Annotated in this window: 16 protein-coding genes; 3 read left to right on the top strand and 13 right to left on the bottom strand. The window is 50.2% G+C overall.

The genetic code is table 11. From position 1 onward, the window contains the following. Nucleotides 1-189 precede the first annotated feature (189 nt). Together HMPREF0980_RS08285 and HMPREF0980_RS08280 are read left to right on the top strand one after the other, a co-directional pair. A complete protein-coding gene (locus HMPREF0980_RS08285; RefSeq protein ID WP_049728676.1) occupies nt 190-1026 on the top strand; it encodes a MurR/RpiR family transcriptional regulator in 837 nt (278 codons plus the stop codon). A 65-nt stretch (nt 1027-1091) separates the two neighbouring features. Further along, complete coding sequence (locus HMPREF0980_RS08280; protein WP_049728675.1) at nt 1092-2159, top strand: aspartate aminotransferase family protein; 1068 nt, start codon at nt 1092-1094, stop codon at nt 2157-2159. Between the two features lie 73 nt (nt 2160-2232). Here HMPREF0980_RS08280 and HMPREF0980_RS08275 read toward each other — a convergent pair whose 3' ends face one another. The 6 genes from HMPREF0980_RS08275 to HMPREF0980_RS08250 all read right to left on the bottom strand — a co-directional run bounded on the left by HMPREF0980_RS08275 (nt 2233) and on the right by HMPREF0980_RS08250 (nt 9206). Then, the gene (locus tag HMPREF0980_RS08275; RefSeq protein ID WP_049728674.1) at nt 2233-3249 is read right to left on the bottom strand and encodes a substrate-binding domain-containing protein; all 1017 of its coding nucleotides are present in this window, start codon (nt 3247-3249) and stop codon (nt 2233-2235) included. Nucleotides 3250-3327: 78 nt separating this feature from the next. After that, complete coding sequence (locus HMPREF0980_RS08270) at nt 3328-4305, bottom strand: ABC transporter permease (protein WP_049728673.1); 978 nt, start codon at nt 4303-4305, stop codon at nt 3328-3330. A gap of 12 nt (nt 4306-4317) precedes the next feature. Beyond that, nucleotides 4318-5838 (bottom strand): sugar ABC transporter ATP-binding protein, encoded by a 1521-nt coding sequence (locus HMPREF0980_RS08265; RefSeq protein WP_049728672.1) that lies wholly within the window; start codon nt 5836-5838, stop codon nt 4318-4320. A gap of 236 nt (nt 5839-6074) precedes the next feature. Further along, nucleotides 6075-7394 carry an ADP-dependent glucokinase/phosphofructokinase gene (locus HMPREF0980_RS08260; protein ID WP_049728671.1) on the bottom strand — a complete coding sequence of 440 codons (1320 nt, stop codon included), beginning with the start codon at nt 7392-7394 and terminating at the stop codon, nt 6075-6077. Between the two features lie 17 nt (nt 7395-7411). Further along, nucleotides 7412-8275 carry a MurR/RpiR family transcriptional regulator gene (locus tag HMPREF0980_RS08255; protein ID WP_049728670.1) on the bottom strand — a complete coding sequence of 288 codons (864 nt, stop codon included), beginning with the start codon at nt 8273-8275 and terminating at the stop codon, nt 7412-7414. Between the two features lie 55 nt (nt 8276-8330). Continuing rightward, complete coding sequence (locus HMPREF0980_RS08250) at nt 8331-9206, bottom strand: ketose-bisphosphate aldolase (RefSeq protein WP_049728669.1); 876 nt, start codon at nt 9204-9206, stop codon at nt 8331-8333. A gap of 259 nt (nt 9207-9465) precedes the next feature. On the opposite strand from HMPREF0980_RS08250, the gene HMPREF0980_RS08245 reads away from it, so the two are divergent. Further along, nucleotides 9466-10662 carry a cupin domain-containing protein gene (locus tag HMPREF0980_RS08245; RefSeq protein ID WP_049728668.1) on the top strand — a complete coding sequence of 399 codons (1197 nt, stop codon included), beginning with the start codon at nt 9466-9468 and terminating at the stop codon, nt 10660-10662. Nucleotides 10663-10712: 50 nt separating this feature from the next. On the opposite strand, the gene iadA is transcribed toward HMPREF0980_RS08245, so the two are convergent. From iadA to HMPREF0980_RS08210, 7 genes are all read right to left on the bottom strand, one after another. After that, nucleotides 10713-11858, bottom strand: coding sequence for a beta-aspartyl-peptidase (gene iadA, locus HMPREF0980_RS08240; RefSeq protein ID WP_049729170.1), 1146 nt, complete (start codon nt 11856-11858; stop codon nt 10713-10715). A 98-nt stretch (nt 11859-11956) separates the two neighbouring features. Next, complete coding sequence (locus HMPREF0980_RS08235; protein ID WP_049728667.1) at nt 11957-12814, bottom strand: MerR family transcriptional regulator; 858 nt, start codon at nt 12812-12814, stop codon at nt 11957-11959. Nucleotides 12815-12847: 33 nt separating this feature from the next. After that, nucleotides 12848-13588: an ABC transporter permease gene (locus HMPREF0980_RS08230; RefSeq protein WP_049728666.1), complete on the bottom strand. Its 741-nt coding sequence runs from the start codon at nt 13586-13588 to the stop codon at nt 12848-12850. After that, nucleotides 13585-14307: an ABC transporter ATP-binding protein gene (locus HMPREF0980_RS08225; RefSeq protein WP_049728665.1), complete on the bottom strand. Its 723-nt coding sequence runs from the start codon at nt 14305-14307 to the stop codon at nt 13585-13587. Before HMPREF0980_RS08225 ends, HMPREF0980_RS08230 begins: the two co-directional genes overlap by 4 nt. A gap of 152 nt (nt 14308-14459) precedes the next feature. Beyond that, entirely contained in the window at nt 14460-15962 is a 1503-nt protein-coding gene (locus HMPREF0980_RS08220) for a xylulokinase (RefSeq protein WP_049728664.1), read from the bottom strand. A 16-nt stretch (nt 15963-15978) separates the two neighbouring features. Next, nucleotides 15979-17031 carry a 2-hydroxyacid dehydrogenase gene (locus tag HMPREF0980_RS08215; protein ID WP_049728663.1) on the bottom strand — a complete coding sequence of 351 codons (1053 nt, stop codon included), beginning with the start codon at nt 17029-17031 and terminating at the stop codon, nt 15979-15981. A gap of 19 nt (nt 17032-17050) precedes the next feature. Beyond that, a complete protein-coding gene (locus HMPREF0980_RS08210; protein WP_049728662.1) occupies nt 17051-17704 on the bottom strand; it encodes a class II aldolase/adducin family protein in 654 nt (217 codons plus the stop codon). Nucleotides 17705-17711 lie beyond the last annotated feature (7 nt).

The raw sequence follows: 17711 nt of genomic DNA, 5'->3' as shown, positions 1-17711 counted from the left end.
GTACAGAATTCCCAAAAAATAAAGTATTTACTTTACTTTTTAATTATTATTATACATATAACAGCAAAATTGTAAAGTATTTACTTGCAAAATGTTTATATATTCTTTATATTTATTTTATAAGCAGTTTATGACGCATCACCGCTGCCTGTTTTTTATAAGGGTACTATATTGTGGAAAGGAAACAACATGGACATATTACAGAGAATCCGGGACATGTATCCCGCATTGACAAAGAAGCAGAAGGGAATCGCAGACTATCTGATGGATAATCCAGAGGACGTCTGCTATATCACTCTGGCCCAGCTGAGCCAGCAGACAGCCTCTTCCGAGCTTACCCTGCTGCGCTTCTGCGAAAAAATAGGCTGTTCCAGCTTCCTGGAGCTGAAGAATGAATTCAGGGAATACACACAGCATATGATACGCCTGCTCTCCGCGCCTGCTTATTTTCCGCCTGAAAATGCGTCTTGCTCTGCAAAGGAGGCGCTGCTAACAGACATCTGCCGCCAGGAAGCAGCCGCGGTAGCCGATTTCTCAGCTTCATTCAACCCGGAATCCATCGTGGCCGCCGCCGGGAAGATAAAAGAAAGCAGACGGATATTCATTTTTGCGCATGACATCTCCAAAATACTCGGTGATTTTCTGGAAGCGAGGCTCCGGCTGCTGTATTTCAACGCCACACTGATCGACCTGGCCGACCTGGCCGAGACGCAGAACCGCCTGCAGCACCTGTGCGAGGGAGACCTTGTCGTCTTCTTTTCCTTCCCCAAGTATTATTATCCAATGGCGAGCATTGCCAGAAAGGCGGCGGACACAGGTGTCCCTATCCTTACCATCACCGACAGCATCTCTTCACCGGCGGCCGAGCACAGCACCCACCTGCTTCTCTGCCAGACTTCGACGAAGATGTTCTATAATTCATTGACGCTGCCTATGACAGCCTTGAATCTTCTCGCGTCCTGTCTCGTCATCGATATGGTTCCTGAGTCTGAAAGAAAGGATTTTAAAAAGACCCTGTCGTCCTGAGCCGGCGCTGCAAAAGCCAACCGAAGAAACAGAATATATAATTATAATTACAGGAGGTATCACATATGGAAATAGGAGGATTCTTCCCCTACGAAAAGAACAGTTCTGAAACAAACGGTTACATAGACCTCGTCTGCCCGGACGCAGGCGACGTAAGACACCTTATGTCCGGACGCTGCGCCATCTATTTCTGCCTGCAGGATTCCATGCTCACAGATACGAAACGGACGGCCTATCTCCCCGCATATACGTGCGAGACGGTTAGTGGCTGTTTCGTAAAAGCGGGCTACAAGATCTACTACTACGACGTGGACCACAGCCTGGTACCCCAGTTTGACGACAGTCTCATAGACAAAATCAGCTTTCTGCTTATCTGCGGCTATTATGGCTTTTCTACTTTTGACACTGATTTTGTCAGGGCATGCAGAAACAGCGGCGTGACAGTCATGCAGGATACGACCCACACCGCCTTCTCACCATCTGGGCCCTGCCCTGACACCGACTATATCGCAGTGAGTCTCCGAAAATGGATGGGAGTCGCCTCCGGAGGACTGGCGTTCAAACGTGCGGGACGCTTTGGCGTATCACCCGTCCCGGCGGATGAAGAACATCTCAAGATAAGAGACAGCGCGCTCCGGATTAGAGAAGAATATGAAAGAACCGAAGACGAAGCATTGAACAAAAAGAGTGCCGATGCGTTCTGGAAAGCAGAATGGATGCTGCGTGAAATCTTCGACATGCAGGAAGGCGACGGCGAGTCTCTCCAGACGATCCTCCATTATCCGCTCGCGGATGCCGTTAAGAAGCGCCGTGACAATTATGAGTATCTGCTGGAGCATCTTCCTGTCAGTTCATCGGTATGCCCTGTTTTCCCGGACCTTCCGCAGGATACCTGTCCTATGTTCTTCCCCTTCCTCTGTGAAGACAGGGAATCCCTCATGAAACACCTGGCTGCCGCCGGCATACCGCCGAAAATATACTGGCCGGTGCCACCGTTCATAGACATTGAAAAGTATCCCGGCGCACACTACATCTATGACCACATCATGTCCATCAGCTGCGACCAGCGTTTTACCAGAGACGATATGCAGAGGGTGGCAGATGTGTTTCAAGGATACATGGAAAGCCGGTAAAGCAAAAGCTGCTCCGCAGCAAGATTATAAGATTATAAAGGGAGTGCCCGCTGCACTCCCTTTATTATGAGGACTATTTCAGATATTCATCCACATTGTCTTTTGTTACAAGCACGAAAGATATCATAACTTCCTTCTCCGTCTCTTCACCGTTTAATGCTTTCTTTATTAGATCTATGGCTCCTTCTACCTGCGCAGGGCCGTCCTGGAGGACCGTGGCGCCCATCTCGCCGTCTTTTACCATCTGCAGCGGGTTCTCATTGCCGTCCACACCTACGCACACGATGTCTTTTCTTCCGGCATCGTTGCAGGCTTTCTGAGCCGCCGAGGACATATCGTCGTTGTCGCAGATGATGGCCTTCAGGTCATCTCCGTACTGGTTCATCATATCCGTGGCTACGTTGGCCGCCTTATCTGCCTGCCATTCACACGGGAAGTCTCCGACGGATTCAAACTTGCCGTTATCCTTCATGATATTCTCTATGCCCTCTCCCCGCTGGATCTGGGCAGAATTGCCGATAACGCCCTGACAGTGCGCGTATTTTCCTCCGTCCGGCACATTATCGATAACCCACTGAGCAAGCATCTCGCCCGCTTCCACATCGTTCGGGCCTACATAGGACATTGCCACATCATCCGTACTGTCTGTCTTGGAATTTACGACGATGACCTTGATGCCTGCATCTGTCATCTTAGTTACGGCAGCGTCGGAAGCGCTCGCTTCTGCCGGAAGGATGATGACATAATCGCAGTTCTTCGCGATGCACTCGTCCGCACGGTCTATCTGCTTGTTGGCGTCCGTCTCGCCATCCAGGATGCCCGTCCAGTCGTCAATCGTCCCGTCCTTCTTAAGCCCATCGAACGTCTCTTTTGCATAATCATTAATTGGAGCGTGGAACGGGTCGACGATATTCTTCGAGATATAGCCACAGATAATCTTACCGTCTCCGTTCACATCGCCCTCCTTGGCATCCTCCGTCTTGGCGCCGTCGTCCTTTTTGCCGTCATCCTTGCTGTCTGAGCCGCACCCGGCTGCCAGTACGGCTGTCATCATGACACAGAGCAGTACGCTTAACACTTTTCTTTTCATTTTTCTTCCTCCTTCTGAGATGAATAAACTTTTTATAATCAAGAGGCTCCTCCCGCCTCCTAACTATCACCCGGTAAGCTAATTGTTCTTTTTATTCATGACCATATCAAGAAGCACGGCCCCTATGATAACCGCACCTTTTGTCATGGACTGGTAATAGGAATCAATTCCAATCAGGTTCATGCCGTTGTAGATGAAACCGATGATGAATATCCCCATAAGCACTCCAGGCACTGTGGCGACACCGCCGGCGAAGGATGTGCCTCCGAGCACGCAGGCCGCCACCGCGTCGGTCTCGTACCCGATCCCTATATTGGACTGGGCAGAGGCGGTCTTGGCCGTAAAGATAATGCCGGCTATCCCTGCCAGAAGACCCGATATGGCATAGACCGCCGTCTTCGTCTTGATAATACTCACGCCAGAGGCGATTGCCGCCTGCATATTGTCACCCACTGCAAATACGTACCGTCCGAACTTGGTCCAGTGGAGTATCATGTACATGAGAAGCGTTGCCAGAATCAAGACGAGTATGGGAAAAGGTACCGGTCCGATTTTTGCTGAGTAGATACTCTTAAATGCCGTGTCCGTTATCGGGATGGCCTGGCCTCCGCTGATGACCTGCGCAAGACCCCGGATAATCAGCTGGGTGGACAGCGTCACTACAAACGGGAACATATTAAACTTTGATATTAAAAATCCGTTGATGAATCCCCATACCGTGGACACGAGAAGCGCCACGATAATCGCCGCCGCGATATTCCACCCTTTACCCGATATGAGCTGTCCAAGGACACAGCTCACGAGTGCAAGCTGCGCTCCCACGGACAAGTCGATTCCTTCCGTCGTAATCGCAAGGCACATGCCATATGCGATCATCGCGTTGATAGATACTTGTGTCGCAACATTGATCATATTGCTCGTACTTCTGAATGACGGTTCCATGACAGATATAAAAATCATCATAATCAGAAGGATTACACCGATTCCATATTTGCCCATGAACATGCGGAACTTTTCTCTGTCCATTCCGATGATTCTGCCTTTTTCTCTTGCCATTGGCTCTACCTCCTATTTTCCGCCGAACGCCTTACCCAGAATCGTCTCCTGGTCCGCGCTTCCGCTCAATATTTCCTCCCGGGAGACTTCTCCGTTGATCTTCCCTTCATGATAGACGAGAATGCGGTCGCTCATGCCCATCACTTCTGGCAGCTCTGATGAAATCATGATGACTGCCATCCCTCTTGCCGCAAATTCGCACATCAACGTATGGATCTCCGACTTCGCACCCACGTCAACCCCCCTGGTAGGTTCATCCAGGATCAATACTTTCGGGTCGGCAAGCAGCCACTTCGCCAGTACGACCTTCTGCTGGTTGCCGCCGCTTAAAGAAAATGCATCGTGCTCAATACTGGCCGATTTCAGCGTCAGCATCTTGCCCATCTCCATGCATTCTTTCTCTTCCTGCCTCTTGTTGAGTATCGGGGCCTTCTGTTTCATCGGCAGCGTGGGCAGCGTCATATTCTCCCGTATCGACCGGTGGAGCGCCAGGCCATAGTTTTTTCTGTCTTCATTTACCATGCAGATTCCATGCCGGATGGCCTGGCTTGGTTTTCTTATCCTGATTTCTCTGCCTTCCAGAAATATTCTGCCGCCCGTAACAGGGTCCATGCCGAATATGGCCCGCATCGTCTCACTCCGCCCCGATCCTACCAGACCTGAAATGCCAAGAATCTCACCTTTCCTCACCTCAAAGCTGATATCCTCAAATCCCTTCCCGCAAAGCCTATCCGCCTTGAATACGACGTCCCCGATATCACAGGCCGTCTTTGGAAATACATTTTCAACTTTACGTCCGACCATCATGGAGATCAATTCATCACGGGTGACTCCTTCCATGGGACGCTCCCCGATATATGTACCGTCCCTGAATACGGAAACATGGTCGCTGATTCTGAAAATCTCTTCCATCCTGTGGGATATATAGATGATTGCCACACCCTTTTCCTTCAGTTCACGAATCGTATTGAACAGATGCTCTGTCTCCTCGCTGTCCAGGGATGAGGTGGGCTCATCCATGATAATCAGCCTGGCATTGCACGATACTGCCTTGATGATCTCAACCATCTGCATCTGTGCCAGCGTCAGCTCTTTCATCAACGTCTTGGCGCTGTGCGGAAAGTTGAACTTTTTTAAGATATCTTCCGCCCGTTCGTTCTGCGCTCTCTTATTCAGAAAGATACCTTTCGTGTCCTCCCTTTTGAGGAAAACACTTTCCGCTATCGTCAGATGGGGTTCCGGATTCAGTTCCTGATGTATCATAGATATCCCGGCGTTCAGCGCTTCCACCGGTCCCCTGGCCGTATACGGCCTGCCTTCAAACCGAATCGTCCCCTCATCCTGCTGGTGAAGTCCGATAATGCATTTCATCAATGTAGACTTGCCGGCTCCGTTTTCTCCGAGAAGCGCATGCACCTCTCCGGGCCTCACAAATAAATCAACATCCTTAAGTGCCTGGGTGCCCCCGAACGCTTTGGAGATGCCGCGGCATTCCAATACAAATGTTTCGTCTGCTCTCGTCTTCTCTTCCAAATATCTCACCTCATTCTTGCCTTACGCACTTCCTTCTCTTCCGTACGGGAAGCTCTTCGTCTCTGGAAAAATCATATCAATCCAATACTTAAATGTCAATGTAAATATGAAATATAATTTCATATAATTGCAATTTTTGTTAAATATCCCACATTCCAAACTTAATTTTTAGCTATTAATTACAATTTATGTACCTTGTAATGAAATTATTTTTCACTCAATAGGTAAAAAAAGAACTATTGCATAAAACATAGCTGCATTCCGGCTACGAAGGTATCTCCCAGCCCGATTGTATATCTCGGCTTCTCCATGTATCGCGACGGCACGAGCACAGCCTCGTGTTTCAGATCCATCTCACCCAGAGTCTGTGCAAACCCGGTTCCCGTAGGGCTTAACGGAAGCTTCAGGCTTTCTCTGCAGTCGTCCATCGTGCCATAACGTCCGATGCGCGCCCGTGTCCCGGACATAAGGCTGCCGAGTGTAAGGCCCATCTCAACGTCCACCCCTTCCATCATATCTCCGTAGTACAGCGCATAGTCCTTGCTGTGCATCACGATTCCTTTCACCGGATATAGCTCCAGCATATGATCAAGCCCTTTTATTACAGATCTTATATCATCCTTGTCTACCGGATGGGATTTTTTCCCTGCCAGATTCACCAGCTCTTCCTCATTCATACCCATGATATCCATATGTCCGGCAAGCGTGTCATACAACAGGTCCCTGCATCCGGCACTGATAAAGTGGGCGCTTTCAAAATATATCTTAAGCCGGGGATTCCTTGTCCTTAATGTCCTGTAGTGCAGTGCCAGCCGGCCGATACGCTCCTTCAGGACTTCCGGTTCCACTATGGCATTGAATCCCGAAATATCATAGGAGCACATCATCCCTGCATGTTCCTCCAGATATTCCAGAAAATCCTGTCTTACCGGCATGACCTTATGCACCTTATCATACCCCATGATCAGGCGGTTGGAAACCGGCACCTCATATTCCTTGTCCCCGCACCTGATTACATCCCCTTTGTCATACTGTATGATCAGGTGGATTACAGGCTTCTCCTCCGTCACGCACTCCCGTATCGGAACGCTTCTGTGCCCTTTCACAGATTCTATCTCCTTGTCATCCAGCCACGCCGCCACCTCCGGCGATTGGTCCGTAATATGAATCAATACCGGCACTCCTAACGTGCCAAGCGCGGCAGCGCCCTGTGCGCATGTTCCTCCAAGTCCGTAATATATGTCAAAATAATCTTTCAGCCTCTCTATAACCCCGCCGGATGTTATCTCTACCTCTCCCCCAAGTCCGTTGACCGCATAGTAGCTCACTATCTTAGCAAAATCCCGCATATTTCCAACGGTCTCTCCTTCTTCACAGGAAGGTTCTTCCTCCAGATACTGTGCCAGCAGCCTGTTGAAGCTCTCCACATCCCATTCCACAATGGCGTCCAGATTGCTCGTGTAGGCCAGCACCGGCCTTTTTCCGGACGCACGGCACCGTTCGATGACATCCGGCACCGACTCAAGGTAGTTCCTGTATTTATCTATGTAAGCCATCTGTATCCTCCGCTTTTTTACAGCTTATATTCACTCAGCAGCAGCTCTACATCGTCGCCGTAGCCTGCTTCCTTATTATCGTCCTTAGCGTTTTGGGTTAAGGCATCAAAATGACGGTTGATATAGAGAAGCGCGTCACTCACCGCCAGCTCCAGAAGATGGGAATCGGGCTCCGTGTCAAGGGCCTGCTTCTTCTTATCGACGATCTGTATCACACAATCCGCGTGCTCCGCCAGCTGCGTATCCTTCTCACCTGTAATCACGATGCTGTGCATCTGCTTTTTCATGGCCAGCTCCATAGCCTGCACGACCTGCTTGGAAGCGCCGGATCTGGAGATAGCGACAATCGTATCATCACTCGTCCCGAGACTGACATGATTCAGGAAATGTTCCGGAATCATAGAATATGAACAGGGAATGCCACACCGTTCCAGGCGGAAACCCAGGTCTGTCGCAATGGGGCTCGTGTTTCCCGCGGCGACGACAAATACCATCCGGCTCAGACGCAGCAGCCGTACTGCCTTAACCAACAGCTCAAGATCAATAGCCTCCTCCAGTGCTGCTACCCTCGCGGCACTGGACTCAAAGATTCTTCTTGCAGAACTTAACATCTCGTTCTCATCGTACGTGGGTCTTGCCTTCCCGAAATCATGGGACATGAGCAGCCGCATCTGGTAGTACCCCTGATAGCCCACATGCTTGCACATGCGTACTACCGTAGCTTCGCTGCTTCCGCTTTTCCTGGCCAGTTCAGATATATTCATCATAATAGCCTGTTCTGGATTTGCCAGTATGTATGCGGCAGCTTTCTTTTCTGCTGAAAATAATTTCTCATAATTGACTTTGATATTTTCAAGTACAGAATTCCCACGTTTATCCATAATAAAACACCGTCCTACTTCCGAATCAATGATTCTTTTCTTTCATAATAAAGCATTACAGCATTTCATTCAATGAGTAATATTTGACTTTATCGTCATCGTTAAACAGCCTGACTTTGTGCTCGACCACTTTGTTCATGGCCGTGACGCTTGCCGGATAAAGTTCAAACGGCTCACGGATCTTCTGGTCTTTCAGCGTCTTTCTGAGTTCCTGGTAGAACGCATCCTTAATGTCGGAAGAGATATTGATTTTATTAATCCCCCGCCTGACCGCCTCTGCAATCTCAGAGTCCTCGTTTCCCGAGCCTCCATGAAGCACAAGCGGTACCTCCACCTTGCTTTTGATTTCGCTCAGCAGTTCCTGCCTGAGCTCCGGCTTCATTCCTGCAGGATAGATTCCGTGTGCCGTTCCAATGGCAACCGCGAGCGTGTCACATCCTGTCTCTTCCACGAAGCGCACCGCATCCTCCGGCTTCGTATAGATGATATCTTCCGTTCCGCCCTCGGTATCCCCGTCTGTAGTCCCGATTGTTCCAAGTTCCCCTTCTACAGATACTCCAAGGGGATGCGCGAGGTCGCACACCTTCTTCGTAATGGCGACATTTTCTTCAAATGGCAGAGAAGAGGCATCTATCATTACAGATGTAAAACCAGCCCTGATCGCCCTGACGATTGGCCCCCATCCGCTGTGGTCCAGATGTATGCAGACCGGAACCGGCGAGCCGGCCGCCCTGTCGATACACATCTTCAGAAAGCTGTCCCCCTGGAATTCCAGCTCATGCGGGTGAATGGCCAGGATAACAGGCGCTTTCAGCTCTTCGCACTGATCCATAACACCGTTCAATATCTGTCCAGTGCCGATATTAAAAGCCGGCACGGCAAAGTTTTCTCTGTTAGCTACCGCCAGCAGATCTTTCATGTTAAGCAACATATCATTTCCTCCTTGTGCGTACACCTTCTGTTCTACGAAGGTTTTATTCTTCGTACGATTATCTTATCTTACAGAAAAAACATTGTCAATGATCACATGAAATATTTTTTTATATATCAGTCACTTTGTCTATAATTTTGTATTTTATTTTTATATTTTTTGTGCTATTATAAATTAAAAGTTATAAATTCCACTTTTACGTGAAATTTATTTTCTTTTCCGTCCGTACAAAATAAATATGATGCAGGAGGAGATCATTATGAGCAATGTAAGAAAGGTATTGGAACAGGGGGATGGTATTCTTCACCTGATGCCTTCCTGGGTTCCACGCAGTTTCAATGAACCGGGCAGAAGGCTTCGGCTGCACCCCGATGACTACTATGCCCTTGGAATGGACCGCGGCGGCATCTGTGAAAGATGGCTCGGCTCTCTGGCCAGGGCGCTGAACGGCCCAAAAACCGGTGAAACGGAAGGGATGAGCTTTGTACTTGAGGATTCCGCCACAAAATCAGTCCGCCTTTTCAAAGACTATGTCGAAGAACTAGGGAGGGATCTGATTGGAGACGCCCTTATGGAACAATATGGTACGTGGCCGACATTTGCCAAGCTGTACGACTATGACAAGCCGCTGTTCCACCATCTGCACCTGACTGAGGAAAAAGCAGCCAGGATAAATATGCACGGCAAGCCGGAGGCTTATTATTTCCCTCCCCAGTATAACTGCAGCTATCTCGGCCGTTTTCCTCTTACGTATTTTGGCTTTGACCCCTCCACCACAAAGAGGGAGGTCATGGAATGCCTGGAGAATTATGACAGAAAGGACAACAGGATAACCGAGCTTTCCCGCGCTTACCGCATCCAGCTCGGGACCGGGTGGTACACGCCTGCAGGCGTAATCCATGCTCCCGCATCTGTCGTTACTTTTGAGCCGCAATGGAACAGTGACGTGAATACAATCATGGAAAATGTCACGATGGGAGAAGTCAATCCTCATAACCTTTTGACCGACTGTGCACCGGAAGAGGAAAAGGATGATCTTGACGCTATTTTTAATCAGATCGACTGGGAAGAAAGTACAAGGCCCGACTATAAAGAGACGTATTTCCGGGCACCGAAGTTAAAATCAGAAACGCCGGAGGCGTCGGAGAAATGGATTGCCTACGCCAACGAATGGGTCGCCGCCAAAGAAGTGACCGTCCTGCCGGGACAGAGTTATACCCTGACCGACCAGGCGTGCTACTGCGCTGTCATCGTCCAGGGCCATGGGGCGTTCGGCGCGTTCGAGTGCGAGGCGCCGGAGCTTATCCGCTACGGAGATATCACGGGGGATGAATACTTTATATCTGAGTCCGCGGCAAAGAAGGGCGTCAAGATTGTAAATGCAAGCGCTTACCAGCCGCTCGTGATTCTGCAGAACTTTGCCAATAACAATCCTGAAGTACCGGCTGCCGTTTAGTGATGCAGCCTCCGGGAAGGCGGGGAGGGCCGGGATATCGGCCCATAGTTCTAGCTTTCATATGTACCCTTTTTTTTCAGCACCCCGTCTTCCATCATGACCGCGCCTCTCGCTATCACCGTGTGTAGATCCAGCTGTTCTGTAAAAAGCAGCATATCCGCATCCGCCCCTTCTTTTATGCAGCCCTTCTTCGGGTACATGTCAAGTGCTTCAGCCACATGGGATGTCACATATCCAAGGGCATCTGCGAGGCCCATGCCCAGATCCCTGACCATAAGACGCAGTTCCCGGTACAGGCTGTCCACTCCGGATACGCCGATATCCAGAAGCGTCCCGTCCTCATCATAGCTTGACCAGCTGCCGTGGCCGTCGGAACTGATTGTAATGTGCGAAAGCGGAAGCCCTCTTCTTGCCGCCTCCGCGATACATCGTCCCGGTGAAGGCTGCCCTTTCATCCCGCAAGTATAGTCTACATAGCCGCCTTTTTCGAGGAAGCCGTACCCGGCTTCGAGCAGCTCCTTATTACGGTTCACATGGGTAGGACGGAAGTTACGGATAGGAAGCGTGCTCTTTTCAAGTGCTTCATATACCGGTTTCAGCCCATCCGGCGCATCACCCATATGCAGTACGACCACTCCCGGTTTTCCACTCAGCATACCGGCCACTCTGACCCGGCTCGAAATCTGCATCAGCTGTTCCGATGTCACATTCGGCGCCCGGTGGTCGGACAGCGCAAGCTTCATTCCGAGAACCTCTTTGATAAACATGATATCTCTGTCAGGTTCACCCGTGATGGACGGTCCCGGATATCCGTAGGCACCGGTGAGCATATATGCCGTAACCCCTTCCTCATTCAGCGCTGCAGTCTTCGCATACAGGTTCTCCACGCTTCGCGTTATGCCATCGGTGCCGAGAAGGCCCACCGCCGTGGTGATTCCTCCCTCTATCATCTCAGACAGGGCAAGCTCCGGGGTGCGGGTATGGAAGCTTCCTTCTCCGCCTCCCCCGGTCACATGTATATGCTGGTCGATCATCCCCGGGGCGAGAAGAAGCCCTGCTCCGTCAAGCACCCGGCAGCTTCCCGGCAGCCCTTCTATCTTGTCTTCTACCAACTCTATCTTTTCATTACATATAAGAATATCTTTTTTTCCAATACTGGCCGGCGCATAAACTTCGGCATTTTTTATTAACAGCATGTCGCATACTCCAATCTCCCGGAAGGGTACTTTCTCAAATCCATATTGCATGATTTCCCCTCATTTGTCAATTCGATACACTGCTAATCTTTATTTTTTTACATCGGTTCCCCACTTAGCTTCTTCACTGGAAACTGTATCTCGGACAGCCACTCCTCTTCCGTTTCCTTGTTCCAGACGCCGTCGATATATGATTCCCTCGGAATTCCACATATCTCATAACCATTGTTCTCCACGAATCGCAGAACCTGTTCATAAGCGTTCGGAAATCCTTCATAAGAGCCTTTGTGGAGGATGCACGCGGCGGTTTCCACCGCCGGCATCACCTTGAACTTTACTGTCTCAGAATCCGGTTTTTTCTCGGTGACAGCCTGGCAGATTTCCACATGGATGTCCTCTTCCCTGTACCCGCCGTCATGGTACATCGTAAAACAATATTCCGGTTCCGCGCAGATACAGCCGAGACGTTCCATCTCCTGTCCCATGGGAGGCATGACATGAAACAGATCCTCATAGCCGTGGAGTGTTGTCTCCACGGAGGCTATGATTACCTCCGGCAGCTGTTTTATGAGTACATGATTATCCGATTCTATCTTATCGGCGGACAGGTAGCTCTCTACCTGGGCAAGTCTGGCGGTCCTCTCTGCAATCTCAGCCAGAAGCTGCTGTTTTCTGGCCGCCAGCAGCACCTTCTCTGAAGTACCTTTTTGTATCGACCTTATCTCTTCCAGGGAAAAGCCCATGCCGCGCAGGGCCAGGATCTGATGCATGACCGGCAGCTGTCCTGCCGTGTAATAGCGGTATCCTGAATCAGCATCTACATAGACAGGCTTGAGCAGGCCCTGTTCGTCATAATATCTCAATGCTTTTATCGTCACGTGGTTCATAGCTGCAAACATTCCAATCTTGTAAAGCTTATCTCCCGACTTATTTTCACAGTAATGTTCCTTTTTCATGTCACACCTCCCGTATCATTACTATACACTTGATTATTCCCACCGGAACGTAAATTTTGTAAGAAAACAGCAGATAATTGTAATCGCTGCAAGCAGCACTACAATTCTGACAGAATTTTCCGCAGACCCGCCCATGGAAATCTCCTTCATCAGCTTGATTCCCTGCGTCAGAGGAAGCACGGACGCGGCTTTCTGAAGCTTACCCGGAAACAGTTCGAACGGTATCGTAGCCCCAGATAAGAACAGCATCGGAAAATACACTGCCGTCGTTACCACATTCGCAATTTTAACGGTCCTGCACAATCCCGAGATGAGCATGCCGATGCTGTACATGGCCGCCATGACAAGCAGATATGCGCCTGCAAACAGCAATATGTTTCCCTTCATCCTGTATCCGAATACAGCCACAGAAAGTACCGATACCGCTGCGCATGAAATGAGTGCCGTCACTACTCCACAGGCGACCACTGCTGCAAGCAGCGCCATCGGACTGCATGGCGTGACAAAAAAGTGCTTCAGAATCTTTTTGTCACGGTAATCTGCTATGGTGAGCGGGATTCCCATAAAAGCGCTTGCACAGATTCCCACTGCTGTCAATGAAGCAAATGCGCTTTGAAGAAATGTATAGCCTCCTCCGCCCACTGCCTTTCCTCCTGCGATAACCGATATGAGCACGAGAATACCGGCGGGCATGGCGACTCCAAATATCAAGCCGTCGGGGCAGCGGAACCCCAATTTCTGTTCTATCTTATACAATGTCCAAAAACGTCTCATCTCTTCCCCTCCTCTTCCATATACCAGAGATATGCATCCTCAAGGTTATCGTACGGACTGTTTCCCACAACTTCTTCTACTGTGCCTGTAATGATCTCTTGTCCCTGCTTTATGAGCATAATACGGTCACACAGGCTCTCAGCTTCTTCCATATAATGTGTGGTGAGGAATATCGTCATCCCTCCTTCCTTTAATTCTTTCAGCGTCTGCCACACTTCCCTGCGGGCCGCCGTGTCAAGTCCTGTCGTAAGTTCATCCAGAAATACAAGCTCCGGCCCCGGAAGCAGTGCAAGGACAACAGACAGCTTCTGGCGCTCCCCACCCGACAGCTTCTCTACCGGCTGTCTCATGAATGCCTCAAGTTTAAACCGATGCAGCAGTTCCCGGTAGTCAGCCGGAGACTGATAGAGCGCGGACAGCTCTTCACATATCTCTTCCACCCGTATATTATTTTGAAAATTAGATGACTGCAGCTGAACGCCGACACGCTCAAATATCTTCTTCCGCTTTGCCTCCGGATTCATCCCTGCGATTTCAGCCGTGCCGCCGTCTGCTTTTTTCAGTCCGAGAGCCGTCTCAATTGTCGTGCTCTTGCCGGCCCCGTTAGGACCGAGCAGGCCGAACGCTTCCTGCCTGTACACCTGAAACGATAGCTTATCCACCACGACTCTCTTCCCATATCTCTTCGTTAGATTCTTTACCTTCATACATGATTCCATCCTTTTTCCCTCCTTACAAAGATATCCTACAGTCTCCTCCAAGGTCAGGGTCAAGTGCTATTTCAAAAAAACCGATGAACTGCTCCGCGGGGAGTAACATGCAGCATAGATAAAAGCCCATAGGACGTGCCTTATCCTATGGGCTTTTTCAATCATATCTTTACAAGTGCCTTAAACTCATCCTTCAATGCCTTGTACGATTCCACATACACGTGGTACATCTCCTCGTAAGGCCCGACCCATTCCTTTACCGGTTCTATCGTACGTTTGATCTTAAGGCTGGCGGCCGATGCCTCTTCCGGGCTTTCATATTCACCCATGAAGGCGGCATTCATATAGGACAGTCCGCCTGGTGCACCCAGGTTCACCTCCGGCAGCTTGATATCCTTATCAATCACAGAGGCCTTGATTTTCAGCCATATGTCGCTCTTGCTGCAGCCGCCGCAGCAGATGATGTCTTGAATTGGAATTCCGATTTTTACAGCCTGATCCAGATTATCCTTCAGCGCAAAGCAAGTTCCTTCCATAATAGAGCGCACCATCTCCGCCCGGTTCGTATTCAGGTTCAGCCCTATGAAGGTCCCTCTCGCGTCCGGATCCCAGATTGGTGCCCTCTCGCCGGCCATGTAAGGGAGAAATATTATCTTTGACGGATACTTCGCCATCATTTCTATCTCCCTGTTGATCCGCTGATAGGAATCTTTCCTGATGGTCTCTCCGCCGTACAGCGCGTCCCTGAACCATTTAAGAGATCCGCCTGCCGTATTCATCGCCCCATAGAGGATAGTGCTGTTCTCTCCCCTCCCTTTCAGATATGACAGTTCCCGCGCCGTAACAAGCTTATCAAATCCTATCAGTACGACCGAACTCGTTCCGCTCATCTCCGCTATCCGGCCCCCTTCATATACCCCTGCTTCCAGCCCTGCTGCCGTGGCATCCACAGCACCGGCCAGCACCACCGTCTTGACAGAAAGGCCTGTAAGTGCCGCTGCTTCTGCCGACACGGTGCCTATCGGTTCACAGCACCGGTACACATCCGGCATCAGGGAGGCATCCGCGCCGATTGCTTCTAGCAGCTCTTCGCTCCAGCGGCGATGATGTATATCGTATATCTGGGTCAGCGAAGCGTGCGTATCATCTATAGAAAACATACCGGTCAGCTTGTAATTGATATATCCGTTTACCTGGAGCACCTTGTGGCACTTGTCCATAATGTCCGGTTTATGTCGCAGAAACCACATGAGCTCTGTCAAAGTAAAATACGTGTCGAGGCGGTTCCCGGTAATATCGAATACCTTCTCTTCTCCTACTACTTCCTTTATGATCTCATACTCTTCCTTGCTTCTCCTGTCCATCCAGATCAGCGCATCATGCAGCGGCCGTCCGTCCCTGTCCACCGGAAGTACGGCAGGCGCCTGGCTGCTTACCGATATGACCTTTATATCCTCCGGATTGACCCAGCTCTTTGCCAGTACCATTCGAATGCACTGTACGGCTGCATCCCACCAGTTCGCAGGATCCTGCTGAACCCAGGATGGCTCCGGAAGGAGCGTTTCATATTCCTTTCCTGCCTCTGCCGCCACCTGGGGGCCTTCACGGAACAAGATGCACTTGACCGTTGTCGTCCCAATATCTATCCCTATGGAATAACGCACTTTTCGTACCTCCCTCCTAGCAGAGCACCTCCGGGTTACAGATAAACCGGGGCTTTTCTCCAGCAAGCAGCTTCTTCACGTCATGTAACGTAATTTCTGTCTGGTGTCCTACGATGTCCCTTGCCGAACCTGCCAGATGGGGGGTCAATACGACATTTTTCAGGCCAAGGAACTTGTCACCGGAAGGAATCGGCTCAACCGGATATACGTCCAGCCCCGCCCCCGCAATCCTGCTTTCTTTCAAGGCGTCGTAGAGGGCATCATAGTCGAGCACTTTTGCTCTTGCCGTATTTACAAAGTAAGCGGTCGGTTTCATGAGGGCGATTTTTTCTCTGCTTATGATGCCTTCTGTCTCAGGGACTACATTACAGTTTACACTGATGAAATCGGAATCCCTCATCACAGTATCCAGATCCGCTTTTTTCGCCCCGAGATAGTCCATATCCTTCTGGCTTACATATGGGTCGTATACGAGAAGGTTCATGCCGAGCGCCCTTGCGCGCTTTGCCACCTCCCTACCGATCATGCCAAATCCTACCTGCCCGAACGTCTTTCCATACATCTCCGGTCCTCCTCCGTAGAGGGCGAACGGCGCATCCGGATCCATGGACCACTCGGACATCGTCTCGGCTCTCTTGCCGCCGCCGTCCTTATAGGATACTCCTGTCAGGTCATCGGTATATTTCAGCAGATGATCTGTCCGGCTTATATTTCTGGATACGCACATGAGCAGCGCTATCGTATGCTCTGCCACAGCTATGGCATTTCGCCCGCCTGCCCGCAGCACCGGAATCTTCCTTGACGTGGCCGCTTCTATATCGATACTGGCAAACGCTTCGTTGCGGCAGCACACGATCATTTTTAATCGGTCAGCCGCTTCGATTACATCTTTCGTTATATCCTCGAATTCTGTAATCAGGAGCTCTATCCCCTTTATCTTATCTTTCAGCTCGGATACCGGCATCTTCTCTCCCGTCACGCCATAGCCGGCAAACGAATACTCCGTTGCAACCGTTTCCAGCAATTCTGTATATCGCCTGTCAAATCTTGCTGTAATCAGCGTTTTCATTCTGGCTCCCGCTCCCCTCTCATCTCTGTCCATATTTGTTTAAGAAGAAGTCATGGAAAAAGTCGATATCTTCCTGGGATATTTCAACGCCCCCTCCGATGCTCTGACCGTTGACATATACCATGGCCGCCTTTTCCAGTACCTGAGAACCGACGTATGCCTCCGGAAGTGTCCGCCCTGCCGTAATGGCGCCATGGTTGGCTATCAGAGCCCCGGCCCTGCCTCTTAAAGCACCGACTACAGCCTCCGCCATCTCCTTTGTCCCCGGCATCGTATATGCCGCCAGACGCACATCGCCTCCCAGAATCTGAACCTGGTCGTCACAGATAGGGGGGATGGACTTTCTGGCCGCGGCTACCGTGAGGGCATAGGTGGAATGCGTATGCATGATGCCATTTATCTCCGGCCGGTCCAGATATATAGCGGCATGCACAACAGCCTCGACAGAAGGTTTTAAACTTCCTTCATACGCAAGTGTTTTCATATTGACGATCACCATCTCCTCCGCGGCAAGGCGCTCATAGTCCATGCCGGACGGCGTGATTACCATATACTCGTCATCTACCCGGCCGGATATGTTTCCCCACGTTCCTGCCACGAGCCCGCTGTGGTACATCTTCAGGGCCGTATTGCACACTTCGATCTGCATCAGTTTCGCTTTTTCTCTGTTCATCTTTCTT

The sequence above is a fragment of the Dorea sp. D27 genome (assembly GCF_001185345.1).
GTDB lineage: Bacteria > Bacillota > Clostridia > Lachnospirales > Lachnospiraceae > Extibacter.
This window is presented reverse-complemented; position numbering and strand designations above follow the sequence as displayed.